The following is a 24257-nucleotide window of genomic DNA, read 5'->3' as shown; positions in this document are numbered from 1 at the left end:
TGACCGGAAAGATCCTGCCATGACCCTGCCGCCGCTGACCGCCTTCGGGCCCGATTTCACCTTTGCCCATGACGACTGGCTCGCCCATCCGGCGGGGTTGGGCGCTGTGCCGAAGGACGTTCTGGGCACCGAGGTGGCGGTGATCGGGGCCGGGGCCTCGGGCGTGATCGCGGCTTATGAATTGATGAAAATCGGTTTGAAGCCCGTGATTTACGAGGCGTCGCGTTTCGGAGGACGGCTGCGATCCGAGAGTTTCGACGGCACGGGGTTCGAAGGCTCTCCGCCTGTGATTGCCGAGATGGGCGGCATGCGCTTTCCCGCCTCCTCGGCGGGGTTCTACCATTATCTCGATCTCATGGGGCTCACGACGAAACCCTTCCCGAACCCTTTGACCAGTGCCGCCGGTTCGACCGTGATCGACCTTGAGGGGGAAACGGTTTTTGCCCGTGACTTGAAGGAGTTACCCGCCCTTTATCAGGAGATTGCGACGGCCTATGCGCAGGCGCTCGACGGGGGAGCGGCCTTCACCGAATTGCAGAATGCCATCCGCGCCAAGGATGCCGCGCGGGTCAAATCCCTGTGGAATCCCCTCGTCGCGGCCTGGGACGAACGCACCTTCTACGATTTCGTCACGAGTTCCGACGCGTTCCAGTCCCTCAGCTTCCGACATCGCGAAGTGTTCGGCCAGGTGGGCTTCGGCACCGGCGGCTGGGATTCCGATTTCCCGAACTCGATGCTGGAAATCCTGCGGGTGAACCTGCTCGGATTTGACGACGATCAGCGCTATGTCGTCGGCGGGGTCGAAAGCGTCTTGCGCCGTCTGTGGCACGCCGCGCCGCCTTGCGCATCTTGGCCGGAAGGCACCTCGCTCGCCTCTCTGCATGGCGGCGCAACCCGTTCAAGAGTCATGAAGATTTCCCGTTCCAATCGGAATGGCCCGCTTCTGGTCACGGATCAATGGGGCAATGAGGCGGCGTATGAAGCGGTGCTCGTGACCTGTCAGAGCCACCTCCTGACCACGGCGATCGAGGTGGATGAGGAGCTTTTTGCCCAGCCGCTCTGGATGGCGCTCGACCGGACGCGTTACATGCAGGCGGCCAAAACATTCGTCATGGTGGATCGGCCGTTCTGGAATGACGTGGATCCGAAGACCGGGCGGCCCGTCATGTCCATGACACTGACCGACCGGATCACCCGGGGCACCTATTTCTTCGATAACGGCCCGGATCAGCCGGGGGTGATCTGCCTCTCGTATGCCTGGATGACGGATGCGCTCAAGCTGCTGCCGCTGAGCGATGAGAAGCGTGTGGATCTGGCTTTGAAAGCCTTGGGGAAAATCTACCCGGAGGTCGATATTGCAAGCCATATCCGGGGCGTGCCGAAATGCATCAGCTGGGAGGCGGACGAGAATTTCCTCGGTGCCTTCAAGGGGGCGTTGCCGGGCCATTACCGCTACAACCACCGGGTTTACAGCCATTTCATGCAGGGTGACATGCCCGCGGAACAGCGCGGAATTTTCCTTGCCGGCGACAGTGTGAGCTGGACCCCGGCCTGGGTCGAGGGGGCGGTTCAGACCGGGCTGAACGCGGTCTGGGGCATCGTTGCGCATCTCGGCGGCGGTTCCGATCCGGCCAATCCGGGGCCGGGCGATCTCTATGCGGAACAGGGACCTGTGGCACTTGCGGGGTGAGTTTCGAGGCATCCGGGCGGGGCGCACAAATTCGTGGCAAAAGAGCCGGGTTTCGCCTTGTGTTTGTGCTGAAAATAAATCTCAAAACATGCTGTATTCATTGACGAAAATGAGGATTTATGGTCAATTCTCACGACTTTGAAACCTGATAAGAAGGCCGCTCCTCATGACCTCTATTTCGCGCAAGATCGGCATCCTCGGGGCCGGCAAGATCGGTGTCGCCATTCACGATGCGCTGGCGGAGATGGAAGGCGTCGAGCTGGTCTATATGCTGGCCGGTCGCCGCAAACCGGAAGGGGTGCCGGAGGCGTTGATCCTGACCGAGATGGCGGAAGCTCTGAGCTGTGAGGTCGATCTGGTGATCGAAGCGGCGGTGCCGGAGGTGATCCATGCGCACGGTGCGGCGCTCCTCGCCAACAGCGATCTCTGCGCCTTCAGTTGCACTGCGTTGTCGCGCCCGGAAACGGAGCATGCGGTGCGCGCAGCCTGTGCGGCGGCGGGGACGCGGTTTTTCGTGCCGCATGGTGCGGTCATGGCGCTCGACGGTCTGGCGGACGGGCGCGATGTGATCGAACGTGTGACGATCACCACGGTCAAGAGCGGGCCGAGCCTCGGGCTTGCCGAGGATGCGGCGGGTCCGCTGTTCGAGGGAACGGCGCGCGAGGCCTGCCTGCAATTCCCCCGCAACGTCAATGTCCATGCCGCCATCGCGCTGGCCGGGATCGGGTTCGACCGGACGCAGAGCCGTGTGGTCGCGGAGCCGGGCAAGGCGACGATGGAACATCTGATCCATGTCGAAGGGCAGGGGCTCGAATGGGATATTCGCGTGTCGTCCCAATCTCTTGGCGGGGTGAGTGGGGCTTATACGCCGCGCTCTGCCGTCGGCTCGGTGCGGCGGCTGTTGGGCGGATCGGGCCTCAGCATCGCGTGACGCCCGATCCCTTGGGGTCAGCTCCCGAAGGCTTTCATCAACATCCGCGCAGCGGTGAGGAACAGGAAGACCGCGAAGAGCCGCTTGAGCTTTTTCGCGGGCAGCTTATGGGCGAGCGCGACGCCCAGAGGTGTGGAGATCAGGGTCATTGCGATGGTGGCGGCAAAGGCCGGGAGGTTGATTAGCCCGAGGGAAAAGGGCGGTTTGTCGGTCAGTTCCCAGCCATGCAGCGCGAAGCTGATGGTCGAAGGGAGGGCGATTAAAAGGCCGAACCCGGCGGCCGTGCCCACGGCGCGGTGCATCGACAGGCCGGAGAGGGTCAGGACCGGCACGCCGAAAGAGCCGCCTCCGATCCCCATCAGCACCGACAGAAAGCCGATGCCGGAACTGAGCGCGGAGCGCAGCGGTTCACCGGGCAGGCGATGGTCTTCGGTGGCCTCCTTTGGTCCGCCAAAGGCCATCTGGGCGGAGACCAGCATGCCCAACATGCCAAAAATGGCCAGAAGGACATGGGAGGACAGGCGCGTGGCCACCAGTGTCCCGATCACCGCCCCAAGCACGATGCCCGGCGCCCATGTCCTCAGGATGTCCATGTCGACCGTGTCGCGTTTGCGATGCGATTGCACGGAGCGCAGCGAGGTCACGACGATGGTGGCCAGAGAGGTGGCGACACAGACCTGCATCAGATGGGCGCTTTCATAGCCCATGGCGGAAAACAGAAAATAGAAGGCGGGGACGAGGACGATGCCGCCGCCGAGGCCCAGAAGTCCGGCGATGATCCCGGCGACGAAACCGGTCGCGATCAGCACCGCGCCGAGTTGCAGATAGAGCGTCAGGTCGGTCATGGCTTACCCCAGTGTTAGTCCGCCGTCGACATGGACGGTCGTGCCGGTGATCTGGCCTGCCTCTTGCGACAGAAGGAACGCCACGGTGGCGGCAATGTCATCGGGTTCGGTCAGGCGGCCCGTGGGCGTGGCGGCCATGGCGGCGGACAGCGTGTCCGTGGTGACGGCCAGATGTCCGCCGCCCTGTTTGCGGGTGAAACCGGGGACCACGGAATTGACGGTCGTGCCCATCGGGGCGAGTTGCAGGGCGAGAGCTTCGACCAGTGCCTCGATCGCGGCTTTGGCTGCCGAGGTGGTCGGAAAGCTGGTGCCCGCCTTACCGTGGACATGGGCGACGAAGGAGCTGATCGCCACGACCCGACCCCAGGGCGAGGTTTCGAGATCCGGCAAGGCCGCCGTGACGAGCCCGGCGAAGGCGCCCGGCATCATGGCGAAATCGCGTATGAGATCGTCATGGCTGAACTGGCCGAAGGGCGCTTTCGAGGCCTTGCCCGCGTTGCTGACGATCTGGTCGACCGTTCCGAATGCGGTGCGGGCGCGGCTGACGAGCTGGGCGGGGAGTGCCGGATCGGCAAGGTTGCCGAGTACGGTGATCACCTGCGATCCGGCGGCGATGCAGTCTTGGGCCACGGCGGCAAGCGTGTCTGCATTCTTGCCGGTGTGCAGCAAAAGCCGGGTGTCGGGGCCCGCGCATTTGCGGGCGATGGCGGCGCCGATGCCGCTGGCGGCGCCGGTGACGATCAGGGTGCGTTTCAATGTGTCGGTCATGCGTTCCGTTCCATGCGCACGCCGCGCGGGTGGGGAGACGAGCGGGGCCGACCTGAGGTCGATGCGCCAGCTCGGTCACCTCCGAACCTGCGCGGCGTGACTTTGAGTATGAGTTTGGGAATGTCTCAACTCGTAATCTGTATATGGTATACTAAAAATTCCTACAAGCCATTCCCACCGCGTTCGGCGATGCGGGACGGGAGATGCGATTTTTTCGAAAAATATGCAATTTATATGGTCGTAACTGCCTGTTGTGACGTTTTGAAAAGCGATTCTTGTCTGTGTTTCATGGAGTGGCTGACTCTAAGGTCATGTGAGGTCTTGACCATTTTGGAATACCAAATGGACGGCATTGCCCAAGAATTCGCATAAATAGTGGGCGAAATCCGCTTAATTATTGTGCGTCACCCTATTGTTTTGCGACGCGTCGCCCGGATGGCCGCATTATGCTCTCGAAGCCGTTGACAGGGATTCCGACCGCTCCCTAGGCTGATGTCAGGGAATGTCGGCGCTCAACAGAAGAACCCGAAAAATCGGGACAGACCTCCTAGCCAACGGGAAAACAAATGAACGCACCTTATCGTACTGCACTTCGTGCCGCGTTATCGCGCGCGCTCGTCTCTGCGCTTTTGCTGGGCACCGCTCTGCCGCTTCATGCCGCAGGTGTTACGATCGCGATCGGATCCGAGCCAACCACCCTCGACCCGCAACAGCGTGACGACGGGGCCGAACGGGCGGTGACCGACAATATCTTCGAAACGCTTCTGGAGCGCACGACGGATGGCACGCTCGTGCCCGGGCTTGCCGCGGAGATGCCGAGCCAGATCGACGATCTGACCTGGGAATTCAAGCTGAAACCCGGTGTGACCTTCACCAATGGCGAGCCCTTCGATGCGGCCAGCGTTGTGGCCTCGGTCACCCGGATCATCGACCCGGCCTATAACTCGGAACAGATGGCCTATTTCGGCACGATCGAAGGGGCCGAAGTAGTCGACGATCTGACGGTTCACATCAAGACCAGCGGTCCCGATCCGGTTCTGCCAGCGCGGATGTACTGGATGAAAATGGTGCCGACGACCTATGCGGCGGATGAACAATTCGGTCGTGCACCGGCGGGCACCGGTCCTTACATGCTCTCCGAATGGGCACCGGGCGAAGGCATCACGCTTGTGCGCAACGACAGCTACTGGGGCGAGGCGCCGGAGATCGACGATGTCACCTATCGTTTCATCGGCGAGGCGGGCACGCGCCTGTCGGGGCTGATGGCGGGGGAGTTGGACCTGATCCGCAACCTCTACCCGGAATTCGCCGCCGCCGTGCCGAAAGCGATCACCACGCAGGGGCTGGAGACCTCGACGCTGATCCTGTCGACCGCGAACCCGGTGATGGAAGATCCGAAGGTCCGCCGTGCGCTCAACCTCGCGATCGACCGTAGTGCGCTGGCCGAAAGCCTGTTCGTCGGCAATGCGATCCCGGTCCATGGCCAGCTCGTCAACCCGAAGAGCTTTGGCTTCAATGAAAGCCTGCCGCAATATGCTTACGATCCGGAGGCCGCCAGGGCGCTGATCGAAGAGGCGGGGGCGACCGGCAAGACCATCACTTTGGTGGGGGAATCCGGGCGCTGGCTCAAGGATCGCGAACTGATCGAAGCCGTGGGGGCCTATTGGTCGGAAATCGGGCTGGATGTGGACATCCATATCGAGGAATTCGGCGAATATCTCAACCAGCTCTTCGACAAGGAACATCGCCCGGACGCGATTTTCGTGACCAACTCCGACGAGCTTCTGGATGCCGATCGTCCGCTGACCGCCGGGCTTGAGTATAACGCCAGCTACGCCTCCAATGTCGACGAGGAGATGGCTGCGAAAATTCAGGCGGCACGCACCGAAACCGATGTCGAGGCCCGCAAGGCGCTCTATGCCGAGATCACACAGAAAGCCTTCGAGCTCGACTATCTCGCGCCGTTGCTCAATCAGGAAGACATCTACGGGCTGAGCGAACGGTTGGAATGGACCCCGCGCATCGACGCGAAACTTCTCGTCAAGGAAATGTCCGTCTCAGAGTGATCACTGCTGATCTCAGGACGCATGTTTCTCGCAGGCAGAGCGGCTGGTCCGCTCTGTCCCACGTAATTCAGACGATATGGAGCGGACTTATGGGGACGTTCATTTTGAGAAGAGCTGTTCAGGGCCTTCTTGTGGTGCTTGGCGTAACGATTGTGGTGTTTGTTGCAACCCGGCTGATTGGCGACCCGGCCAAGGTGATGTTGCCGCTCTCGGCCAGCGACGCGCAGCGCGCGGCGTTTGAGGCGCAATTCGGGCTGGACAAGCCGCTGGGCCAGCAATTTTTTGCCTTTCTCGGCGATCTCATGCGGTTCGATTTCGGCGAAAGTATCTGGCAACGCAAACCGGCGCTCGACGTAGTGCTGGGCAAATTGCCGAAGACTCTGGAGCTGATCGGGGCGGGGATGTTCCTGGCCATCGTGATCGGTATTCCTCTCGGTGCGGTGGCAGCGATCCGGCCCGACGGGCTGTTCGACCGGCTGATCGTCGGGCTGAGCCTGACCGGGTTGTCGATCCCGCAATTCTGGCTGGGGCTTCTGCTGATCATGATCTTTGCCGTGGGGCTCGGCTGGGTGCCGACCTCGGGGACTGGCACGCTGGCACATCTGATCCTGCCGGCCTTGACGCTCGCTGTGCCGGCCATGGCGCGGATCATGATGCTGGTGCGCTCCTCGGTGATCAACGAGCTGAACCAGCAATATGTGCGTACCGCGAAAGCGCGCGGGCTGCCCTTTGTGCGGGTGCTGTTCCAACATGCCATGCGCAACGCGCTGGTGCCTGTCCTGACCCTTGCGGGCTGGGAGGTGATCAGCGCCTGGGCAGGCTACACGGTTGTCGTTGAGACGGTCTTCGCCTGGCCGGGACTGGGCTTTACCGCGATGAAAGCCATCGGGCAGAGCGATCTCTTCCTGCTTCAGGCCATCGTGTTCGTCGTGGCGGTGGGCATCGTCCTCGTCAACATCCTGCTCGATGTGCTGTTCAAGCTGATCGACCCGCGGATCAAGGACGCCTGAGCCATGACCATCACTTCAACCTCTTCGCTTCCTGAAACGACCCTGAAACAAGGCTTGCTCATGTCCCTCGCTCCCGTCGGGCGCTTTCTCTCCGAATTGTGGCGTGACAAGGCCGGGTTCGCAGGCTTCGCCTTTCTCGTCCTTCTGGTTCTGGTGGCGCTCTTCGCGCCGCTGATCGCACCGCATGACCCGGCGGCGCAATCCGTCATGGCGCGGCTCAAACCGCCGGTCTGGATGGAGGGCAGCGTGCCCGGCTATCTTCTGGGCACCGATATGCTGGGGCGGGACATCCTTTCGCGGCTTCTTTACGGTGCGCGTTCTTCGCTTCTGGTGTCTGTCTCCGTCGTGGCGCTTGCGGGCAGTTTCGGCGTCATGGCCGGGCTGATTGCGGGCTACAAGGGCGGTCTGACCGATGCCGTCATCATGCGCATTGTCGATGTGCAGGTGGCTTTTCCGGGCCTTCTGCTCACGCTTCTGCTGGTGGCGGTGATCGGGCCGTCGACCACGACGATCATCGTCGTTCTGGCCTTCTCGAACTGGATGATCTACACCCGCGTGGTGCGCGGCATCGTCATGTCCTTGCGCCAGACGCCCTTCATCGAGGCGGCCGAGGTGGTCGGCTGCAAAAGCTCGCGGATCATCATCAAGCACATCCTGCCGAACCTGATCGCGCCGCTTCTGACACTGGGCATTCTCGAATTCACCAACATCATTCTCGCCGAAGCGGCGCTGTCGTTTCTGGGCCTCGGGGTGCAACCTCCGGCGACGAGCTGGGGCCTCGATGTGGCGGGCGGCAAGAATTACATGATGATCGCCTGGTGGCCGATCACCTTCCCGGGGCTCGCCATCGCGATGACGGTGCTCTCGATCAATCTTTTCGCCAACTGGCTGCGTGTCACCACCGAACCCGCCGAACGCGAAAAACGCTACGCCCGGGGCCGCGCCGCCAAGATGCGCCGCACGAAGGCCTGATGGGACGACAAGGAACAGAACAATGGCAAACGCACAACCGACACCGATCCTTGAAGTCCGCGATCTTTGCGTGGAGTTCGACACCATGGCGGGGCTCGTTCAGGGGCTTCGCGGAGTCTCTTTTTCCGTCCTGCCGGGCGAAACCATGGCGCTCGTGGGCGAAAGCGGCTCCGGCAAGAGTGTGACCGCACAGGCGATCATGGGGCTCATTGGCCTGCCGGGGCGGATTTCCTCGGGTGACATCCTGTGGAAGGGGCAATCGCTTTTGACACGCGAGGGGCAGAAGGCCGCGGGCAAGCTGCGGGGCAAATCCGTCTCCATGGTGTTTCAGGACCCGATGACCTCGCTCAACCCGCTGATGACCATCGGCGCGCATCTCGTCGAGGTGCTGCGCCGTCATATGGGACTCTCGAAGGACAAGGCCTTTGCGCGTGGGGTCGACTTGCTCGACGCCGTGGGCATCACCGAACCCAAACGGCGCATGGGGCAATATCCGCATGAGTTTTCCGGCGGCATGCGCCAGCGCGTGATGATCGCGCTCGCCATCGCCTGCGAGCCGGAGCTTCTGATTGCGGATGAGCCGACCACGGCGCTTGACGTCACGATTCAGGCGCAGGTGCTCGACCTTCTGGCCGATCTGCAAAAATCCATGGGGCTCTCCATCGTGCTGATCACCCATGATCTCGGTATCGTCGCCGGGCTTTGCGAAAAGGTCGCGGTGATGTACGCAGGCTCTATTGTCGAGGCGGGGGCGGCGGAAACCGTGTTCGCTCATGCCGAGCATCCCTATACCCAAGGGCTGATCCGTTCGACGCCGCGGCTCGATGATCGGCGCGCGCGGCTGGTATCTATTGACGGTGCGCCGCCCAGCCTGTTGCATCCGCCCAAGGGCTGTGCCTTCCAGTCGCGTTGCCCGGTCGCTTCCCGACAATGCGACGAAAAACCCGCGCGCCAGGCGACGCCGGAAGGTGGCACGGTCACCTGCTGGACGCCTTCCGTGGCGGCCTGGGCTGAGCCGGTTGACAGGCAGGCGGAGGTGTAGGCGCGATGACCGATCAGTCCAATCGTTTCGCGACGGATCATCCCGTCGCCCCCGAAATGCCGATCCTCTCGGTACGTGGGCTTGGCGTCACCTTCGATGGCGAACGCGAACGCCCCTTCGGCCCGCCGAAGAAGATCCAGGCGCTGGAGAACATCACCTTCGATCTGGCGCGCGGCAAGACGCTTGGCCTCGTCGGCGAATCCGGTTCCGGCAAATCGACCCTCGGTCGGGCCATCCTGCGGCGTCTGCCGATCTCCGACGGGCGGGTGATTTTCGACGGCAAGGATATTTCCAACGTCAAGGGTGAGGCGCTGCGTCGTCTCACCCGCGACATTCAACTGATCTTTCAGGACCCTTACACAAGCCTCAACCCGCGTATGAAGGTGCTCGAACTCATTGCCGAGCCGCTTTTGGTGCATGGGATCGTGTCCTCCATCGAGGAGGCACGCGATCAGGTCGGCGAGCTGATGCGTCTGGTCAATCTGCCGCTCGATGCGCTGGATCGTTTCCCGCATGGCTTTTCCGGCGGGCAGCGCCAGAGGATCGGTATCGCCCGGGCGCTGGCGCTCAAGCCGCGGCTGATCATTGCCGACGAGCCGGTTTCGGCGCTCGATGTGTCGGTCCGGGCGCAGGTGGTGAACCTGATGCAGGACCTGCAACAGGAGCTGGGGCTGACCTATGTGTTCATCGCTCACGATCTTTCCGTCGTGCGCCATATTTCCCATGACATCGCGATCCTGCATCGCGGTCACATGGTGGAGATGGCGGATCGGGATGCGATCTACGAGGCACCGGAGCATCCCTATACCAAGGTGCTGTTGTCTGCTGTGCCTGAACCCGATCCGGCGCTGCGCCGCAATGGCGATTGTGCGCCCGAAGCCCATCGTCCGCCTGAGCTGAACCTTGCGGGGCCGGGCTGCCGCTACCGCGATTGCTGCGACAAGTCGGGCGGCCATTGCCAGCGCGAAGCGCCGCCTTTCGCCAGGCACGGCGGTGGGCATTGGGCCGCCTGCTGGCATGTGTCTACGGACTGAAATCGTTTGAAAGCTGGACGGGGAAGGGGCGCTCACGGCGCCCCTTTTTTATCGACCCAGCTTCGTGCCGTCCTTGCGCGGGTCCGATCCGGCGATCAATCCGCCGTCATCGGTGCGCATGACGCATTGCGACCCGCCGAAATCGCTGCGCCCGCCCAATTCGCCTGCGCCTGTGGCGTCCTCGAACCCGGCGGCTCTCAACGCCTCAGCAAAAGCCGGATCGGAGCCGGTTTCCAATGCGATCTGCGTGTCGCTTTCGAGCCGCCAGCGTGGGGCATTCATTGCCTCCTGCACATCCTGTCCCCAGGCCGCGAGGCGGACCATCATCTGGATATGGCCCTGCGGCTGCATCAGCCCGCCGACCACGCCGAACACCGCATGAAACCGCCCGTCTTTGAGCGCCGCCGCCGGGATCACCGTGTGATAGGGGCGCTTGTCGCCCGCCACGCCATTGATATGACCAGGCGCGGAAAACCCGTGGCCGCGGTTTTGCAGGCAAATCCCCAGTTCCGGCACGCCAATCCCCGAGCCGAAGCGTTTGAAGATGCTGCTCATCAGGGTCACGGCAAAGCCCTCGCGGTCGACAATCGCGGTGCAGACCGTGTTGCCCGACGGGTCCGCCACGGTCTCCCGCGCGTATTTCATGCCTTCGCGAGTGGCCTTTACCACCTCGACCATGCTCGTCGGGTCGTCCATCGGCAGGTTCATCGCATCGAGGCGTTCGAGCGCCTTCAGCACGCCGATGCCATGGGTGTTGGGCGGGCATTCGAGAATTTCGATGCCTTTGAACATCCGCCGCACCGGGCGGTCGAAAAAACCTTCGTGGGCGGCGAGGTCCTCGGCAGTGAGAAGTGCGCCGCGCGCTTTGGCTGCGCGCTCGATCGCCTCGGCGGCCTTGCCTTTGTAAAACGCATCCGGCCCCTCCATGGCGATGGCGTCCAAAAGATCGGCCAGTGCGGGGTTGCGGAAGCGCTCGCCGGCCTGCGGGATGGCTCCGCCTTGGTAGATTGCATTGGAAGCCGGGTCGTTCTGGATCACCTTGGCGAAGATCTGCCATTCGCGGGCGCAGATCGGTGCGACCTCGAAGCCTTCGCGGGCGAGTTTTGCGGCCGGGGCCAGCAGATCGGCGAAGGGCAGGCGGCCGAAGCGCGCGTGCAGATCGGCCCAGCCGCGCGCCAGCCCCGGCACGGTGACGGAATAGGGATGGCGTTCGGGGATTTTGCGACCGGGCAGGTCGGCCACATGATCCGGGGTCAGGGCGCGGGGGCTTTTGCCCGTGCCATTATAGGTGAGCGGTGCCTCGCCCGGCGGCAGCAGCATGGCGAGGCTGTCGCCGCCAAGCCCTGTGGCCATGGGTTCGACCACCCCGAGGATCGCGTCGGCGGCGATGGCGGCGTCCACCGCCGTGCCGCCGCGTGCCAGTATGTCCATGGCGGTCTGAGCGGCGAGAGGGTGGCCGGTGGCGACGGCCTCTTGTCGGGCGCGCAGACTGGTCGACGAGGATATGGGCTTGGATGAGGGAGCGGGAGGCGGCGTCTGGGAGGTCACGGGCGTGCGGTCCTTGTTCTGGGAGGCCATTTTGGGATTCTGGGGTTGGATTTTCTTCCTGAGTTTGCAGGAGTGGATGGAAAATACTAGTATTTAGTATTTCATAATTTGACTGAAATTTTTGCAGATTTATATTTTAAACAACAAAAACAATAAAATAGTTTGATTTTTGGTTTTTAAAATTTCCTTCAATAAGATATGGACCCATAATTTGGTATACAGTATGGTGAATTGAGACCTGAAGAATCTCGCATTCCCCTGACGCCGACAGGGTCTCGACAAGACACATAAAACCTGACGCATAACCAACACGGAGACGGAAATGGGCAAGGTCCTTAATCCTGACGAACTTCGCACAGCCCTCGAAAACGCCATTCGCGGCAATACCGCAAACGCATCGCCGTTCAGTCTGGCCTGGGCCAGTGGCAAGCTGTCGCGCGAACATCTCGCGCGCTGGTGTGAAAACCATTACCACTATGTCGGCCCCTTCGCCGATTACCTCGCCTATGTCTACGCCCGCCTGCCCGCGGAGTACGAGGAGGCCAAGGATTTCATGTTGCAGAACATGTATGAAGAAGAACTGGCCGCCGATCGTCACACCGATCTCCTGATCCGCTTCGGTGAGGCCTGTGGCACCACCCGCGAGCGCATCAAGAACGTCGAGAACGCCAACGCCACCACCCGCGCGCTGCAAGCCTGGTGCTACAACACCGCGATGCGCGAAGACCCGATCGTCGCCATCGCCGGTCTTGTCGTCGGTCTCGAAAGCCAGGTGCCGTCGATCTATCGCAAACAGACCCCGACGCTGCGCGACAAATACGGCTTTACCGATGAGGAGGTCGAATTCTTCGACCTGCACATCGTCTCCGACGAAATCCACGGCGAACGTGGCTACCAGATCGTTCTGGAACATGCCCGCACCTATGAGCTTCAGCAAAAATGCCTGAAGATCTGTGAGCTTGGGGCCCAGATGCGTCTGCTCTACACCACCTCGCTCTACAACGATTACGTCGGTTCCGAGATCCCGCTCGCCGAGCTGGGTCTGGCAGCCTGATCCTGTCACGAGAGGGCGGGCTTCCCGTCCTCTCCAAATCGGAAGACCCCATGCCGAAAGTCACTTTGCACAAGGGCGGCGAGGTGTTTGTCGACGATGTCGATCCCAACACCAATCTCGTCGTCCGCGCCGGGATCAAGAAATTTCCCTATCCCAATCTCGCGTATAAATGCGGCATGGGGAAATGTTCGACCTGCACCTGCCGCGTCCTCAAGGGCGGTGAGCATCTCGAAGCGCCGAACTGGAAGGAAAAGCGCCAGTTGGGCGACAAGCTCGACGAGGGCTACCGTCTGGCCTGTCAGCTCTGGGTGTCCGAGGACATCGAGTTGACGCAGGACGTCTGAGCGCAAGACACCTGCGCCGCGCCGGTTCCGCTGTCTGAGGCGGGCCGCTCCCGACCCACAATCTGCCATTTTCTACGAGGGACAGCCATGTTCGTCATCCTGACCACGAAACCCGAAGAATTCCACACCGTCATGGGCGAGGGCGTCACCTCCGTCGAGTCCTATGACTACATCTTCTACGGTCGCAAACGCGCCAATTTTACCATCGCCGAACTCAATGGCGTGGACCGGATCACCATCATCGAAGACGCGCCGCCGCATATCACCAACAAGGTCCCGAGCAAGCTGTTCGAGAGCTTCGAGACGCTCGAAGAGGCGCGCGAAGAGCTCAATACGCTGACCCATTACGGCAGCATGGACATCGAGTTGCGCCTCGTCTGAGGCCGCCGGGACCGCTTGCCGGGACCGTTGAAGAGAAACGCACAAAGCCCTGAAGAGCCTATGGAAAAGATCAGCATCACCTTCATTCCGAACGAGAACAAGACCATCTCCGTGGACAGCGGCAGCAACCTGTTGCGCGCCTCGCTCAGGGACAAGGGTGGTATCCCGTTCAAATGCGGCGGCGGGTTCTGCGGCACCTGTCGCTGCAAGATCGTCGAAGGGCTGGAGCACACCGACGACATCAAGGCCAAGGAGCGCAAGCATCTGAGCGACGAGGATGTGGCCAACGGCTTTCGCATGGCCTGCCAGACCTTCGTCCGTGGGGATGTGAAAGTGTCCTGGGGCTAGAGGCTGGTGGGCACAGGCCCGACAGCCAAGAAACGCAAGATCAAAGGGACAGCCATGTCTTATCTCAATTTCATTGGCGGGGAATGGGTTCCCGCCCTCTCCGGCGCGACATTCGAAAACCGCAATCCTGCGGATCTGACCGATCTCATCGGGCTGTTTCCCGATGGTGGCGAGGCGGATGTGGCCGCCGCCGTTGAGACCGTGTCGAACGCCTGGCCGGACTGGGCCGCCAAGGGCCCGGAGGCGCGTGCCGACGTGCTTTACAAGGCTGCCGACATCATTTCCTCGCGGATCGACGCCATCGCCGCGGAGTTGACCCGCGAAGAGGGTAAAACCCTCACCGAAGCGCGCAACGAGACCAGCCGGATCGCCGCGAACTTTCGTTTTTACGCCGGTGAGGCGCTGCGGCTCAAGGGCGAGAGCTTTCCGATGCCGGAGGGGCAGATCGCGCTCACTCTGCGCTCTCCTGTGGGGGTTGTCGCGGTGATCACGCCGTGGAATTTCCCGCTTTCCATGGCTGCACGCAAGATCGCACCGGCGCTGGCAGCGGGCAACGGGGTGATTTTCAAGCCCTCCGAGATGACGCCGCTCATGGGGCAACGTCTGGTCGAAGTGCTGCTCGATGCGGGCCTGCCGAAAGGGCTTCTGGCGCTCATCCACGGGCGCGGGCCGACGGTCGGCAAGGCGATTACATCGACGCCGGGGATCGACGCGCTGACCTTCACCGGCTCCTATGCCGTGGGCATGCAGATCGCCCGGGCGCTGACCACCGACACGCGCTGTCAGCTCGAAATGGGCGGTAAGAACGCCACCATCGTTCTCGGCGATGCCGATCTCGACCGTGCCGCCGACATCATCCGCCGCGGTGCCTTCGGGCTGACCGGGCAGGCCTGTACCGGCACCAGCCGGGTTCTGGTCGCGCGCAGCCATTACGACGCGTTGGTGGAAAAACTTACCGGCGCGGCGGAGGGCATCACCATCGGTGCAGGCACGCGTGCGGGGGTCACCATGGGGCCGCTCGCCACCGAGGCGCAGCTCGACAAGGTCAATGCCTATCTCGGCATCGCCAAACAGGAAGGCGGTCGGATCACCACCGGCGGTCTGCCGGAGGCCTCCGCCGGTCTGTCGAACGGGTTCTTTGTGCGCCCGACGGTGATCGCCGATGTGCCGACGGACAGCCGTCTTCTGCGCGATGAAATCTTTGCCCCGGTGGTCGCGGTGCGTGCCATCGAGGATGTGGATGAAGCTATCGAAATTGCCGACGATACCGAATACGGGCTGGCCGTTTCCGTCGTGTCCAATGACATGGCCTCCGTTCTGAAGATTGCGCAAAAGACCCAGCACGGTGTCGTCAAGGTCAACAGCCCGACCACGGGCGTGGCGCTGAATGCCCCTTTTGGCGGCTTCAAGCATTCCTCCAACCAGAGCGCGAAAGAGCAGGGTGGGGCGAATGTCATGGACTTCTACAGCCGGATCAAATCCGTCTATCTGGGGGGCTGAATGGAGCTTGTGCACGAGTTGATCGGCGGCAATCTTTTGACGCCGCATTTTATGGGCATGGTGGCCATGGTCTTCGTGGCCGCCATTCTTCAGGGCGTGGGCGGGCTTGGCTTTGCCATGTTTTCCGCGCCGCTCTCGGCGCTGTTCTTTCCCGAACTTGCGCCGGGGCCCTTGCTCGTGCTCGGCGGCTGCCTCTCCGTCATGGTGGTGTTGCGTGAGCGCTCCGCCATCGACTTCAAATCCGCAGGCACGATGATTTCCGGCCGTGTCATCGGCAATTTCATCGCCGTCTTCATCATGGCGATGCTCAGTGCCAACAGTTTCTACATTCTCTTCGCGGTGCTGATCCTGATCGGGGTGGCGCTGAGCTATAGCGGCTGGCGCATCGTCGCCAACTGGCGCACGCTGGGCTTTGCCGGTGTGATGTCGGGCATCATGGGCACGATCACCTCTTCGGGCGCACCGCCCTATGCCATCGTCATGCAAAACACCCCGCCTGCGACCCTGCGTTCGACGCTGAATTTCACCTTCTTCTTCGGGGCGACGACGTCGCTCATCCTGTTGGCGTCCATCGGTCGGTTCGAGCTGCGCCAACTCATGCTGGGTCTCTTGCTTTTCCCTGCGCTTCTGCTCGGCTTTACCGTTTCGACCCCTCTGGCGCGGCATGTGCCGAAAGGCGCGATCCGGCATGTCCTTCTCGGGTTGTCGGCGCTCAGTGCGGTGGGGCTGTTGATGCGGGCGCTGCTGTAGGGCTGGCTTACCTCAGTCGGTGGCTTGTTCCGGCTCGACCGCATTGTAGACGTGCCGGGAGGCGAGAATGGCCGCGAGCTCTTCGTCGCCTGCGATCACCGCCCGGAGAATATCGGCATGCTCGCGCCAGGTTTCGCGCACCTTGACCGGATCGTCCTGTTTGAACAGCATGGCGGTCTGGTCGCGCAGGGTGCGGATCAGATCCTGAAGTGTCACATTGCCCGAGACCTCGCCCAGAGCCGTGTGAAAGGCATCGTTATGGGCGCGCATCTCGCTGAAATCGCTCTTCTCGATGTCGGATTCCCCGGCGGCCAGAACCCGTTGCAGCTCCTCGATCCGCTCGGGGTCCTTGCGTCGGGCCGCAAGCCGGGCGTTCAGGGCCTCAAGCGTGGCACGCACTTCGATCAGGTCCATTTTCTGATCCGCAGCCGGCATGGAAACGGTCGCGCCGCGTCGGGGAATGATCTTGACCAGACCTTCGGCCGCCAGTTCCCGCAAGGCTTCGCGCACGGGCATCCGGGACACGCCCATTTCTTCGGAAATCCTGCCCTCGACAAGCCGTGTTCCCGGTTCGAATTCCGCATTCAGAATCCGTTCGCGCAGCGCATCCTTGACCATTTTCGTCAAGGGCGTGTGGGCGTCGCCAATTGCCAGAGCCATGTTATGTCCTGTTCATATTCGGTCGCGCATCCTTCGGGCCGGGCGGAAGGCCGCTCTCGGTTGGGGGTCGCGATGCTGCATTCGGTATACCAGAGCCGGTTACGCTTTGCCAAGCCTCTCGCGTGCTCTTCGCGACGTGTCGCGTGCAGGGGGCGGGGTTCGAGTGCCGGCATTGCCGCGCTTTCGGAGCGTGGGATCGCGCGATTCCTATGGCGATGGGAAATCCGGATGTGAGTGCATTTCAGAATGTGTGTCGTCATATTTGGTATACCAAAAAAATAGGCATTCGGAGTATAAATTGGATTTAAAGGCGCTAATTCAGCAAAAATCTCTCAAATAGCCCTTGGAATTTTGAGTATATGGTATACTAAATTGAGGAAAGAGAAACGCACAACCTAAGAGATGGACCATTGAAAACAGTTCTCAGACTGCAATCCGAAGAGGCGCGTGTGATGATCGCCGCCGCTGTTGAAAAATCCAGGGAAATCGGTGTTTTGGAGACCATCTGCATCGCCGATGACGGCGGGTTTCCGATCCTGATCGAGCGCATGGACGGGGCGCGGGTGACCGGGCCGCAGATTTCGTGGAACAAGGCCTTCACCGCCGCCACGCACAAACGCTCCACCCATCTGTTTAACAAGGCGCCCAATGGCCCCGCGCTGCCAGGCAACGAGGCCTTCGGTATCCAATTGTCCTTCGAGGGCAAGTTCGCGGTCTTCGTGGGCGGTTTCCCCATCGTGGTCGATGGCGAGGTGATCGGCGGCGTCGGGCTGTCGGGCGGCAATGGCGAACAGGACACGGCGGCGGGTGTCGCGGCGCTTCAGGCGCTGGCGGATCTACTCGCCCCCCAAGGCCATGAGGTCGTGGTCGCAGCCGATATCAAGAAGTGAGGGGGCCATGACGATCATTCGCGCGGTTCACAAGATCGAAGACGGGGACGAAGCCGTCGTGGCGCAGGTCACCTTGGCGGAGAGCGGAGAGAGTTTCTGCGTCGAGTCCCATGAAACCATTCTCGCCGCGGCGCTCAATGCTGGTGTCGATCTGGCGCATGACTGCAAGAGCGGATTTTGCGGCTCCTGTCGCATTCGGCTGCTCGAGGGCGAAGTTGCCTATGACGAAGAGCCCCTGGGGCTGAGCGAGGAGGAGCGCGGCTGTGGCTTTGCTCTGGCCTGTCAGGCGCGTGCCCGGATGAACCTGCGGGTTGCGGCGGAGCTGATGCCTTCGGATCGGCCGGTGCCGGTCGAGATCGAAGCCGAGGTGGTGTCGCTCACGCCGGTCTGCCCGGATATCCTGCGGCTCAGGCTGCGGCCCGAAGGCGAGATGCCTGACTTTCAGCCTGGGCAATATATCAATGTGGTGACCGAAAGCGGTGCGACACGGTCGTTTTCCATTGCGTCCGCGCCGTCCGAAGGCGAGATCGACCTGCATATCCGGGTGATCCCGGGGGGCATGTTCACTGCGGGCGTACTGTCCGGGATCGAAGCAGGCGAGACACTGCGCCTGCACGGGCCGCATGGACTCTTTCGTCTGCACCCGGAGGATTTTCGGCCGCTTCTGCTGGTCGCGACGGGCACCGGAATCGCGCCGCTGCGTGCCATGCTTGCGGCGCTCAAGGAGGAGCCCGACGGACCGCCGGTGGCGCTGTACTGGGGGATGCGCACGGAAAGCGAGCTTTATCTGGCCGAAGAGATCGCGGCGCTCGGAGCGGCGTTTGACGATTTCACCTTCGTGCCGGTGTTGTCGCGTGCGCCCGGAAGCCCACATCGCTCGGGTCATGTGCAGGACGCCGTTCTGGCCGATCTGCCGGATCTTTCGGATCATGCGATCTATCTCTGCGGCTCGCCCGCGATGATCGCGGAGGCGCGCGGGCGCTTCCTTGAAGCCGGGGCGAGCGTCAACCACATCTACGCCGACAGCTTCCACTTCGCGCATAATCTCTAATCCCCTCCGAGCAGGGCAACACAGGGAGGCCGGGGCCCATGTCCTCGTCCGTATGGAAATATTTTCACTGGAGTTTCGCAGTCACCGGTCTGGGGATTGCGCTCTGTTTCTGGCTCGGCTGGGCCTATACCGGGCATCTGTCCGGCATGGTCACCTTTGCGCTGATCGGGGTGATCCTCTCGGTATTGGAAATCTCGCTGAGTTTCGACAATGCCATCGTCAACGCCAGCAAGCTCAAGGATATGGACGAAACCTGGCGACGGCGGTTTCTGACCTGGGGCATCCTGATCGCGGTCTTCGGCATGCGCATCGTCTTTCCGCTGGCCGTCGTCTCCGTCGCCGCCCACATCGGCCCGATCGAGGCACTGCGTCTCGCGGCGCGCGAACCGACCGAATATGCGCGGCTGATCGGCGAAGCGCATCTGTCGATTTCGGCCTTCGGGGGCACGTTTCTGATGATGGTGGCGCTGAATTACTTCATTGACCCGGAAAAGGAGGTCGACTGGCTGCGGCCTCTGGAGGATCTGTTGCGCAAATGGGCCTCCGTGCGCGGCATGGCCATCGGGTTGGTGCTTTTGATCGTGCTGGTCTTCTCCGGCCTGATCGACGCCTCGCAACGCGGCACCTTCCTGTTTGCCGCCGTGGCCGGGCTCGTCACCTTCATCGCCGTCGAAACCCTCGGTCATGTGCTCGACAGCGGCGCCTCTCTGGCGAAAGGCGGTCTGGGTGCCTTCCTCTACCTCGAAGTGCTCGATGCCTCCTTCAGCTTCGACGGGGTCATCGGGGCCTTTGCCCTCACGCAGAACCTGTTTCTGATCGCCATCGGTCTCGGCATCGGGGCGATGTATGTGCGCTCCATGACCATCATGCTGGTGGAAAAGCAGACCCTCACCGAATTCCGCTATCTCGAACACGGCGCTTTCTATTCGATCCTCGTGCTGTCCTGCGTGATGTTCGCGCAGAGCCTCGTGCATATCCCGGAGGTGATCACCGGGCTGATCGGCGCGGCGTTCATCGCACTCTCGCTGGTGTCCTCGGTGCGCTACAACCGGCGGCGTCGGGAGGAGGCCGTGACCGCATAGACCGGAGACCTCTTCCCGGTCTGCCCAGAGGCGCTTTTCCCGGAGGTCCCCTTTGTTCGGGGAAAGCGTCTCTTTTTTCTGCGATCATTTTGCCGGGGTGTATGTGTCCTCCGCGATGGGGGCGGCGCGAAAATCAGTCCCCTTGCCGGAAAGCGTTTCGGGAGGATAGTCGGACAGTTCCGGCAGATCGACGATCAGCAGACTTTCCGAAGTGCCGGCCCGCGCAAGTGCCCGTCCGTCCGGCCCCGCGACGGTGGAGCCGCCGCCGAACGTCAGCCCGTTGTCCGTGCCGCAATAATTGGCATAGGCGACGAAACCGCCGAGCTCATGGGCGCGGGCGGGCACCAGCACCTCCTGCACATGTTCGTAGCCTTCGGGGTTTGCGGTCGGGACGAAGATCACCTCGGCCCCGGCGTGGGCGAGGGTGGCGGTGTGGCCGGGAAACTCGATGTCGTAACAGATCAGCAGGCCGCATCTGCGCCCGCAGAGATCGAAGGGCGGGGCAAGTTCGGTGCCGGGGGTAAAGCTCGCATGTTCCATCTCGCCGAAAAGCTGGACCTTGCGGTAATGCGCCAGAAGCGTTCCGTCCCGATCCACACAGCTCGCCGCATTATAGACCTTGTCCCCGTCGCGCTCGGCCCATCCGATGACCAAAGCGCAGCCGACCTTCGCGACCATGGCCCGCAGCGCCTGCATCCAGATGCCGTCCAATGGCTCGGCTTCGCGGCGATGCTTCCGGGGGTGGTTGTAGCCCGGGACAAGAAGTTCCGGAACGATCAGCACATCGGCGTCATCTCGGCGGGCCTCCAGAAGAGAGATGTGCAGGGACGCGAGATCGGCGGCAGAGGGGGAGGGCTGAAGCAGGGCGATGCGCATGTGAGATCCCAAGCAAAATGTTCCGGACACAAGAAAGAGCGTCGCGAAAGCCGCATTTCTGCCGCTCCCCCCCTGCCGCTGTTCTCGGCTCAACTCCGGGGCGACCCGGGGCGGTTCGATCCGCAGAGTGGTCTGTGTCCGATGAGATGTGGCTGCTTTCATCCTGCGCCAGAGTGCCGGACTGTCAAGCGCCGGAGACTTGCTGCGAAGTGGAAAGTGCGCCTTCCGCGCCCAGAGTGCTTTTTATGGGGTTTGAAGGTCTTTGCGGTGAAATCCTACGCATGTTCCATATGTGGTTTCCGGGTTGAGATAGCCGGTTCGGATGGTCCTGCCGGAAGGCCGAGCCAGAACGCGGTCGGTGTGCTTCAAGCAGCCCTGCCGGCAACCCGGCTTCTCAGGCTGCAATCGTGGCAGCTTTCAAGGCGTGGAGGACGTGTTTTTTCGCGACCTCAATCGCAGACACGAGCGCGTCAGGGCCTGCGCCGTCACGATTCGCAAGGTGAACTGTGATCGCACTGGCCAGCCGGCATCCCGTGCCGCGAAGCGTTGTATCGGTGCGTCGGGCCGTGAAATCCAACGCAGGCCTGGTGCCGCGATAGAGACGGTCGACGCTCTGTGGTCCGTTGTCATGGCCGCCTTTGACCAACACGGCGCCACAGCCCAATTTCAACAGTTTCGCGACGCAGCCCTCCCGGTCGTCGGGGGCGAGCCCAAGCGCCCGCGCAAGTGCGGAAAGCTCCGGCAGGTTCGGGGTCAGGAGGTCGGTTTTCGGCAAAAGATCCGCAATGAGCGCCGCGATCCCGGTTTCATCTAGCAACATATGCCCGGAGCTCGTCATCAGAACGGGGTCGACGACACAGGGAACGGGAGGCAAAAGCTCCGCAACGGCGCGGACGGTTTCCGCCGTTCCGAGCATGCCGATCTTGACCGCGCCCACCTGACCGGCGATGGCGATCTGTGCCCGGATCGTGTCAGGGGGCACCGGATGGACGGCGCTCACCGCCTGATCGCTTTGTGCCGTGACGGCGGTGACGGCCACACGGGCCGGAACGCCGAAGGCCTCCGCCACGGCACAATCGCGCAACACCCCGGCGCCGCCGCTTGAATCGAGGCCTCCGATCATCAGGACGGGGGCAGTCATGCACCTGCTCCGACGATGGCCACATCCGTATGTCCCTGTGCCGCAAAGGCCCTTGCCGCGCGCCAGGCGCGGAGACCGGAGGTGCAGGTGAAAACCACGCGTTGCCCCGGCGTGGGATGTGGGGCGGGGGTAGGCGTGTTACGCAGGTCGATCACAAGGTCTGTCTCGTTAATCTGGGCCGGAGAGAGAATGGCGGGGGAGGGATTGGTGGGTTCGGGGGCGTTGTCAAAGCGAAAACCACCAAGCCGCCATGTCGCCAGATCAAGTGAGAGCACTTGGCCGAGCGGTGAGAGCCGATGCTGCAACAGCACGGCGAGGGCCATCTGAGCTTGAAGCGCTGCGAGGCATGCGACAACCGGCCCGAGCACACCGGTTTCCGCGCAAGCCCCAAGGCTCTCGGGCAGATCGGGAAACACGGCGCGCAGGCTGGGTGCGCCACCACAAAACCCGCCGACATAGCCTTGTCTGCCGGTCACGGACGCACTGATCAGCGGTTGCCGGGTGGCCCGGCAATGATCCGAAAGCGCATAGCTGGTGGCGAAGGTGTCGGCCGCGTCGAGGATCAGATCGACATCTGCCGCCCATTGAGGGAGGCCAGCGGGATCGAGGCGGGCGATGTGGGGCTCCAGCGTGCAATCGGGGTTCAACAGGCCCAGCGACGCGGCGGCGACCTCGGCCTTGGGGCGTCCCAGATGGTTCATGCGATAGAGCGTCTGACGATGCAGATTGCTTTCCTCGACCACATCTGGGTCTAGGAGCCGGATGAAACCAATGCCTGCGCCCACGAGTTGCGGCAAGAGAGTGGCGCCAAGCCCGCCGGCACCGACGACCAACACCCTTGCTTTGGCGAGTCGCGCCTGACCCTCGGGACCGATTTCCGGCAGGCAGATCTGTCTTTCATACCGGCTCATGTCGCGTTGCCCCGTGTGGCGGCGATCCATTCGGCGCAGCGCGCCTCCGGGTTTTCAGCCGTCGCAATGTCGGTCACGACGGCGGCACAATCTGCGCCCGCCGCAAAGAGACCGGGCAGGCGTTCGGGCGTCAGACCACCTATGCCAACCAGCGGCGTCTGCCCTGCGGCCTTTTTCCACTCCCGAACGCGATCCAACCCCTGCGGCCCCCATTTCATTTGTTTCAAAAGCGTCGGATAGACCGGCCCGAGCGCGACATAGGCCGGACCATGAGACAGCGCACGGTTCAGCTCCGTCTCGTCATGGGTCGAGAGGCCAAAGCGCACACCTGCACGCCTGAGAGCGGCAAAGTCGACGGTTTCCATATCCTCTTGACCGAGATGGACAACGCCACATTTGAGATCGAGCGCCGCCTGCCAATGATCATTCACCACCAGTTGCGCGCGGTGCACCGCACAAAAATCGCGGGCGCGGCGGATTTGCCGCCGGACCTCTGTTTCCGGCTGATCCTTGATCCGAAGCTGAACGAGACGCACGCCGTGAGGCACGAGCAATTCGAGCTGACCGACGTGGCTGACGATGAGGTAAAACGGGTCGAGTGTCATGCCAAAAGCTCCGCCATGCCGAACACCGGGGTGGAAGCCTCAGCCATATCTCGACGCGGCATGAGGCCCGCGTCATAGGCCTGTCTTCCGGCGTCGACAGCACGGGAAAATGCCTCTGCCATGGCCACGGGATCAAGCGCCTTGGCGACGGCGGTGTTGAGCAGGATCGCGTCGAACCCCATCTCCATCGCCTGCGCGGCCTGAGACGGCGCGCCGATCCCGGCGTCGATCACCAGAGGCACGTCCGGGAAATGCGCGCGCATGGACTTGAGCCCCTCAATATTGCGCAGCCCTTGGCCGGAGCCAATCGGCGCGCCCCAGGGCATAAGCACACGGCATCCGGCCTCGATCAGTTTTTCACCGAGGATCAGATCTTCGGTGGTGTAGGGAAAGACCTCGAACCCGTCGGCGCAGAGGATGCGCGCGGCTTCGACCAAAGCGAAGGGATCGGGTTGTAGCGTATCGGCGTGGCCGATCACTTCGAGTTTGATCCAGTTGGTCCCGAACACTTCGCTCGCCATCTGCGCCGTGGTGACCGCTTCGCGGGCGCTGTGACAGCCCGCCGTATTGGGCAGGATGCGACAGCCGCTGTCTTTGAGAATGTCGCGAAACCCCGCGCCGCCTGCGCCCTCGCGACGAAGCGAGACGGTGATCACCTCCGTGCCAGAGGCCGCGATGGCCGCCCGCAAGATGTCGGGAGAGGGGTATTGCGCCGTGCCGAGCAGCAGGCGATTTTTCAACTCGGTGCCGTAGAACAT

25 protein-coding genes are annotated in these 24257 nt (G+C 62.3%); 16 read left to right on the top strand and 9 right to left on the bottom strand.

Going from position 1 to position 24257, the window contains the following annotated elements:
* The first annotated feature begins 19 nt into the window (after window positions 1-19).
* Window positions 20-1690 (top strand): flavin monoamine oxidase family protein, encoded by a 1671-nt coding sequence (locus NH195_RS16160; protein WP_066709238.1) that lies wholly within the window; start codon window positions 20-22, stop codon window positions 1688-1690.
* Between the two features lie 166 nt (window positions 1691-1856).
* A complete protein-coding gene (locus NH195_RS16155; protein WP_066709236.1) occupies window positions 1857-2621 on the top strand; it encodes an aspartate dehydrogenase domain-containing protein in 765 nt (254 codons plus the stop codon).
* 17 nt (window positions 2622-2638) lie between these two features.
* On the opposite strand, the gene NH195_RS16150 is transcribed toward NH195_RS16155, so the two are convergent.
* Both NH195_RS16150 and NH195_RS16145 read right to left on the bottom strand, forming a co-directional pair.
* Window positions 2639-3466 carry a sulfite exporter TauE/SafE family protein gene (locus NH195_RS16150; RefSeq protein WP_066709235.1) on the bottom strand — a complete coding sequence of 276 codons (828 nt, stop codon included), beginning with the start codon at window positions 3464-3466 and terminating at the stop codon, window positions 2639-2641.
* A 3-nt stretch (window positions 3467-3469) separates the two neighbouring features.
* Window positions 3470-4234, bottom strand: coding sequence for an SDR family NAD(P)-dependent oxidoreductase (locus tag NH195_RS16145; protein ID WP_066709233.1), 765 nt, complete (start codon window positions 4232-4234; stop codon window positions 3470-3472).
* A 566-nt stretch (window positions 4235-4800) separates the two neighbouring features.
* On the opposite strand from NH195_RS16145, the gene NH195_RS16140 reads away from it, so the two are divergent.
* The 5 genes from NH195_RS16140 (at window position 4801) to NH195_RS16120 (ending at window position 10358) form a co-directional block, all read left to right on the top strand.
* Window positions 4801-6300: an ABC transporter substrate-binding protein gene (locus NH195_RS16140; RefSeq protein WP_066709230.1), complete on the top strand. Its 1500-nt coding sequence runs from the start codon at window positions 4801-4803 to the stop codon at window positions 6298-6300.
* Between the two features lie 89 nt (window positions 6301-6389).
* Window positions 6390-7310 (top strand): ABC transporter permease, encoded by a 921-nt coding sequence (locus NH195_RS16135; protein ID WP_066709227.1) that lies wholly within the window; start codon window positions 6390-6392, stop codon window positions 7308-7310.
* A 3-nt stretch (window positions 7311-7313) separates the two neighbouring features.
* Window positions 7314-8282 (top strand): ABC transporter permease, encoded by a 969-nt coding sequence (locus NH195_RS16130; RefSeq protein ID WP_066709224.1) that lies wholly within the window; start codon window positions 7314-7316, stop codon window positions 8280-8282.
* Between the two features lie 22 nt (window positions 8283-8304).
* A complete protein-coding gene (locus NH195_RS16125) occupies window positions 8305-9324 on the top strand; it encodes an ABC transporter ATP-binding protein (protein WP_066709222.1) in 1020 nt (339 codons plus the stop codon).
* A 5-nt stretch (window positions 9325-9329) separates the two neighbouring features.
* The gene (locus tag NH195_RS16120) at window positions 9330-10358 is read left to right on the top strand and encodes an ABC transporter ATP-binding protein (protein ID WP_066709219.1); all 1029 of its coding nucleotides are present in this window, start codon (window positions 9330-9332) and stop codon (window positions 10356-10358) included.
* 48 nt (window positions 10359-10406) lie between these two features.
* Here NH195_RS16120 and NH195_RS16115 read toward each other — a convergent pair whose 3' ends face one another.
* A complete protein-coding gene (locus NH195_RS16115) occupies window positions 10407-11936 on the bottom strand; it encodes a gamma-glutamyltransferase family protein (RefSeq protein WP_081423981.1) in 1530 nt (509 codons plus the stop codon).
* Window positions 11937-12228: 292 nt separating this feature from the next.
* Between NH195_RS16115 and NH195_RS16110 the strand changes: the two genes are divergently transcribed.
* The 6 genes from NH195_RS16110 to NH195_RS16085 all read left to right on the top strand — a co-directional run bounded on the left by NH195_RS16110 (window position 12229) and on the right by NH195_RS16085 (window position 16283).
* The gene (locus NH195_RS16110; RefSeq protein WP_066709217.1) at window positions 12229-12960 is read left to right on the top strand and encodes an iron-containing redox enzyme family protein; all 732 of its coding nucleotides are present in this window, start codon (window positions 12229-12231) and stop codon (window positions 12958-12960) included.
* Window positions 12961-13010: 50 nt separating this feature from the next.
* On the top strand, window positions 13011-13304 hold the full coding sequence (locus NH195_RS16105; RefSeq protein ID WP_066709215.1) for a 2Fe-2S iron-sulfur cluster-binding protein: 294 nt from the start codon (window positions 13011-13013) through the stop codon (window positions 13302-13304).
* Window positions 13305-13391: 87 nt separating this feature from the next.
* Window positions 13392-13685, top strand: coding sequence for a ferredoxin (locus NH195_RS16100; RefSeq protein WP_066709213.1), 294 nt, complete (start codon window positions 13392-13394; stop codon window positions 13683-13685).
* A 60-nt stretch (window positions 13686-13745) separates the two neighbouring features.
* Window positions 13746-14033, top strand: a complete 288-nt coding sequence (locus NH195_RS16095; RefSeq protein ID WP_066709210.1) for a 2Fe-2S iron-sulfur cluster-binding protein — start codon at window positions 13746-13748, stop codon at window positions 14031-14033.
* Between the two features lie 54 nt (window positions 14034-14087).
* Window positions 14088-15533, top strand: coding sequence for an aldehyde dehydrogenase family protein (locus NH195_RS16090; RefSeq protein WP_066709207.1), 1446 nt, complete (start codon window positions 14088-14090; stop codon window positions 15531-15533).
* Window positions 15534-16283 carry a sulfite exporter TauE/SafE family protein gene (locus tag NH195_RS16085; RefSeq protein WP_066709205.1) on the top strand — a complete coding sequence of 250 codons (750 nt, stop codon included), beginning with the start codon at window positions 15534-15536 and terminating at the stop codon, window positions 16281-16283. It abuts the gene before it with no gap.
* 12 nt (window positions 16284-16295) lie between these two features.
* On the opposite strand, the gene NH195_RS16080 is transcribed toward NH195_RS16085, so the two are convergent.
* Window positions 16296-16943 carry a GntR family transcriptional regulator gene (locus tag NH195_RS16080; RefSeq protein ID WP_066709202.1) on the bottom strand — a complete coding sequence of 216 codons (648 nt, stop codon included), beginning with the start codon at window positions 16941-16943 and terminating at the stop codon, window positions 16296-16298.
* Between the two features lie 410 nt (window positions 16944-17353).
* Here NH195_RS16080 and NH195_RS16075 point away from each other — a divergent pair, with 410 nt between their 5' ends.
* From NH195_RS16075 to NH195_RS16065, 3 genes are read left to right on the top strand one after another with little or no spacing between them, the layout of a single operon-like run.
* Window positions 17354-17833, top strand: a complete 480-nt coding sequence (locus NH195_RS16075; protein WP_066709200.1) for a GlcG/HbpS family heme-binding protein — start codon at window positions 17354-17356, stop codon at window positions 17831-17833.
* Window positions 17834-17840: 7 nt separating this feature from the next.
* Window positions 17841-18884 carry a 2Fe-2S iron-sulfur cluster-binding protein gene (locus tag NH195_RS16070; RefSeq protein ID WP_066709198.1) on the top strand — a complete coding sequence of 348 codons (1044 nt, stop codon included), beginning with the start codon at window positions 17841-17843 and terminating at the stop codon, window positions 18882-18884.
* A gap of 38 nt (window positions 18885-18922) precedes the next feature.
* Entirely contained in the window at window positions 18923-19966 is a 1044-nt protein-coding gene (locus NH195_RS16065) for a DUF475 domain-containing protein (RefSeq protein ID WP_066709196.1), read from the top strand.
* Between the two features lie 84 nt (window positions 19967-20050).
* Here NH195_RS16065 and NH195_RS16060 read toward each other — a convergent pair whose 3' ends face one another.
* The 5 genes from NH195_RS16060 to NH195_RS16040 form a co-directional block, all read right to left on the bottom strand.
* On the bottom strand, window positions 20051-20842 hold the full coding sequence (locus NH195_RS16060; protein ID WP_066709193.1) for a carbon-nitrogen hydrolase family protein: 792 nt from the start codon (window positions 20840-20842) through the stop codon (window positions 20051-20053).
* A gap of 394 nt (window positions 20843-21236) precedes the next feature.
* Window positions 21237-21983, bottom strand: a complete 747-nt coding sequence (locus NH195_RS16055; protein ID WP_066709190.1) for a hydroxymethylpyrimidine/phosphomethylpyrimidine kinase — start codon at window positions 21981-21983, stop codon at window positions 21237-21239.
* Entirely contained in the window at window positions 21980-22924 is a 945-nt protein-coding gene (locus tag NH195_RS16050) for a HesA/MoeB/ThiF family protein (RefSeq protein WP_238379785.1), read from the bottom strand. The genes NH195_RS16055 and NH195_RS16050 overlap by 4 nt, the downstream gene beginning before the upstream one ends.
* The gene (locus tag NH195_RS16045) at window positions 22891-23499 is read right to left on the bottom strand and encodes a thiamine phosphate synthase (RefSeq protein WP_066709187.1); all 609 of its coding nucleotides are present in this window, start codon (window positions 23497-23499) and stop codon (window positions 22891-22893) included. Before NH195_RS16045 ends, NH195_RS16050 begins: the two co-directional genes overlap by 34 nt.
* Window positions 23496-24257: a thiazole synthase gene (locus NH195_RS16040; protein ID WP_066709183.1), complete on the bottom strand. Its 762-nt coding sequence runs from the start codon at window positions 24255-24257 to the stop codon at window positions 23496-23498. Before NH195_RS16040 ends, NH195_RS16045 begins: the two co-directional genes overlap by 4 nt.

The sequence above is a fragment of the Celeribacter ethanolicus genome, from assembly GCF_001550095.1.
Classification (GTDB): Bacteria; Pseudomonadota; Alphaproteobacteria; order Rhodobacterales; family Rhodobacteraceae; genus Celeribacter; species Celeribacter ethanolicus.
This window is presented reverse-complemented; position numbering and strand designations above follow the sequence as displayed.

Bases quoted from the DNA above. Each gene is read 5' to 3' on its own strand.
- NH195_RS16070 (WP_066709198.1), top strand. From the start codon at position 17,841: ATGACGATCATTCGCGCGGTTCACAAGATCGAAGACGGGGACGAAGCC.
- NH195_RS16115 (WP_081423981.1), bottom strand. From the start codon at position 11,936: ATGGCCTCCCAGAACAAGGACCGCACGCCCGTGACCTCCCAGACGCCG.
- NH195_RS16055 (WP_066709190.1), bottom strand. From the start codon at position 21,983: ATGACTGCCCCCGTCCTGATGATCGGAGGCCTCGATTCAAGCGGCGGC.
- NH195_RS16065 (WP_066709196.1), top strand. From the start codon at position 18,923: ATGTCCTCGTCCGTATGGAAATATTTTCACTGGAGTTTCGCAGTCACC.
- NH195_RS16145 (WP_066709233.1), bottom strand. From the start codon at position 4,234: ATGACCGACACATTGAAACGCACCCTGATCGTCACCGGCGCCGCCAGC.
- NH195_RS16160 (WP_066709238.1), top strand. From the start codon at position 20: ATGACCCTGCCGCCGCTGACCGCCTTCGGGCCCGATTTCACCTTTGCC.
- NH195_RS16045 (WP_066709187.1), bottom strand. From the start codon at position 23,499: ATGACACTCGACCCGTTTTACCTCATCGTCAGCCACGTCGGTCAGCTC.
- NH195_RS16040 (WP_066709183.1), bottom strand. From the start codon at position 24,257: ATGTTCTACGGCACCGAGTTGAAAAATCGCCTGCTGCTCGGCACGGCG.
- NH195_RS16060 (WP_066709193.1), bottom strand. From the start codon at position 20,842: ATGCGCATCGCCCTGCTTCAGCCCTCCCCCTCTGCCGCCGATCTCGCG.
- NH195_RS16095 (WP_066709210.1), top strand. From the start codon at position 13,746: ATGGAAAAGATCAGCATCACCTTCATTCCGAACGAGAACAAGACCATC.
- NH195_RS16135 (WP_066709227.1), top strand. From the start codon at position 6,390: ATGGGGACGTTCATTTTGAGAAGAGCTGTTCAGGGCCTTCTTGTGGTG.
- NH195_RS16140 (WP_066709230.1), top strand. From the start codon at position 4,801: ATGAACGCACCTTATCGTACTGCACTTCGTGCCGCGTTATCGCGCGCG.
- NH195_RS16150 (WP_066709235.1), bottom strand. From the start codon at position 3,466: ATGACCGACCTGACGCTCTATCTGCAACTCGGCGCGGTGCTGATCGCG.
- NH195_RS16105 (WP_066709215.1), top strand. From the start codon at position 13,011: ATGCCGAAAGTCACTTTGCACAAGGGCGGCGAGGTGTTTGTCGACGAT.
- NH195_RS16100 (WP_066709213.1), top strand. From the start codon at position 13,392: ATGTTCGTCATCCTGACCACGAAACCCGAAGAATTCCACACCGTCATG.
- NH195_RS16085 (WP_066709205.1), top strand. From the start codon at position 15,534: ATGGAGCTTGTGCACGAGTTGATCGGCGGCAATCTTTTGACGCCGCAT.
- NH195_RS16120 (WP_066709219.1), top strand. From the start codon at position 9,330: ATGACCGATCAGTCCAATCGTTTCGCGACGGATCATCCCGTCGCCCCC.
- NH195_RS16090 (WP_066709207.1), top strand. From the start codon at position 14,088: ATGTCTTATCTCAATTTCATTGGCGGGGAATGGGTTCCCGCCCTCTCC.
- NH195_RS16110 (WP_066709217.1), top strand. From the start codon at position 12,229: ATGGGCAAGGTCCTTAATCCTGACGAACTTCGCACAGCCCTCGAAAAC.
- NH195_RS16050 (WP_238379785.1), bottom strand. From the start codon at position 22,924: ATGGATCGCCGCCACACGGGGCAACGCGACATGAGCCGGTATGAAAGA.
- NH195_RS16080 (WP_066709202.1), bottom strand. From the start codon at position 16,943: ATGGCTCTGGCAATTGGCGACGCCCACACGCCCTTGACGAAAATGGTC.
- NH195_RS16125 (WP_066709222.1), top strand. From the start codon at position 8,305: ATGGCAAACGCACAACCGACACCGATCCTTGAAGTCCGCGATCTTTGC.
- NH195_RS16155 (WP_066709236.1), top strand. From the start codon at position 1,857: ATGACCTCTATTTCGCGCAAGATCGGCATCCTCGGGGCCGGCAAGATC.
- NH195_RS16130 (WP_066709224.1), top strand. From the start codon at position 7,314: ATGACCATCACTTCAACCTCTTCGCTTCCTGAAACGACCCTGAAACAA.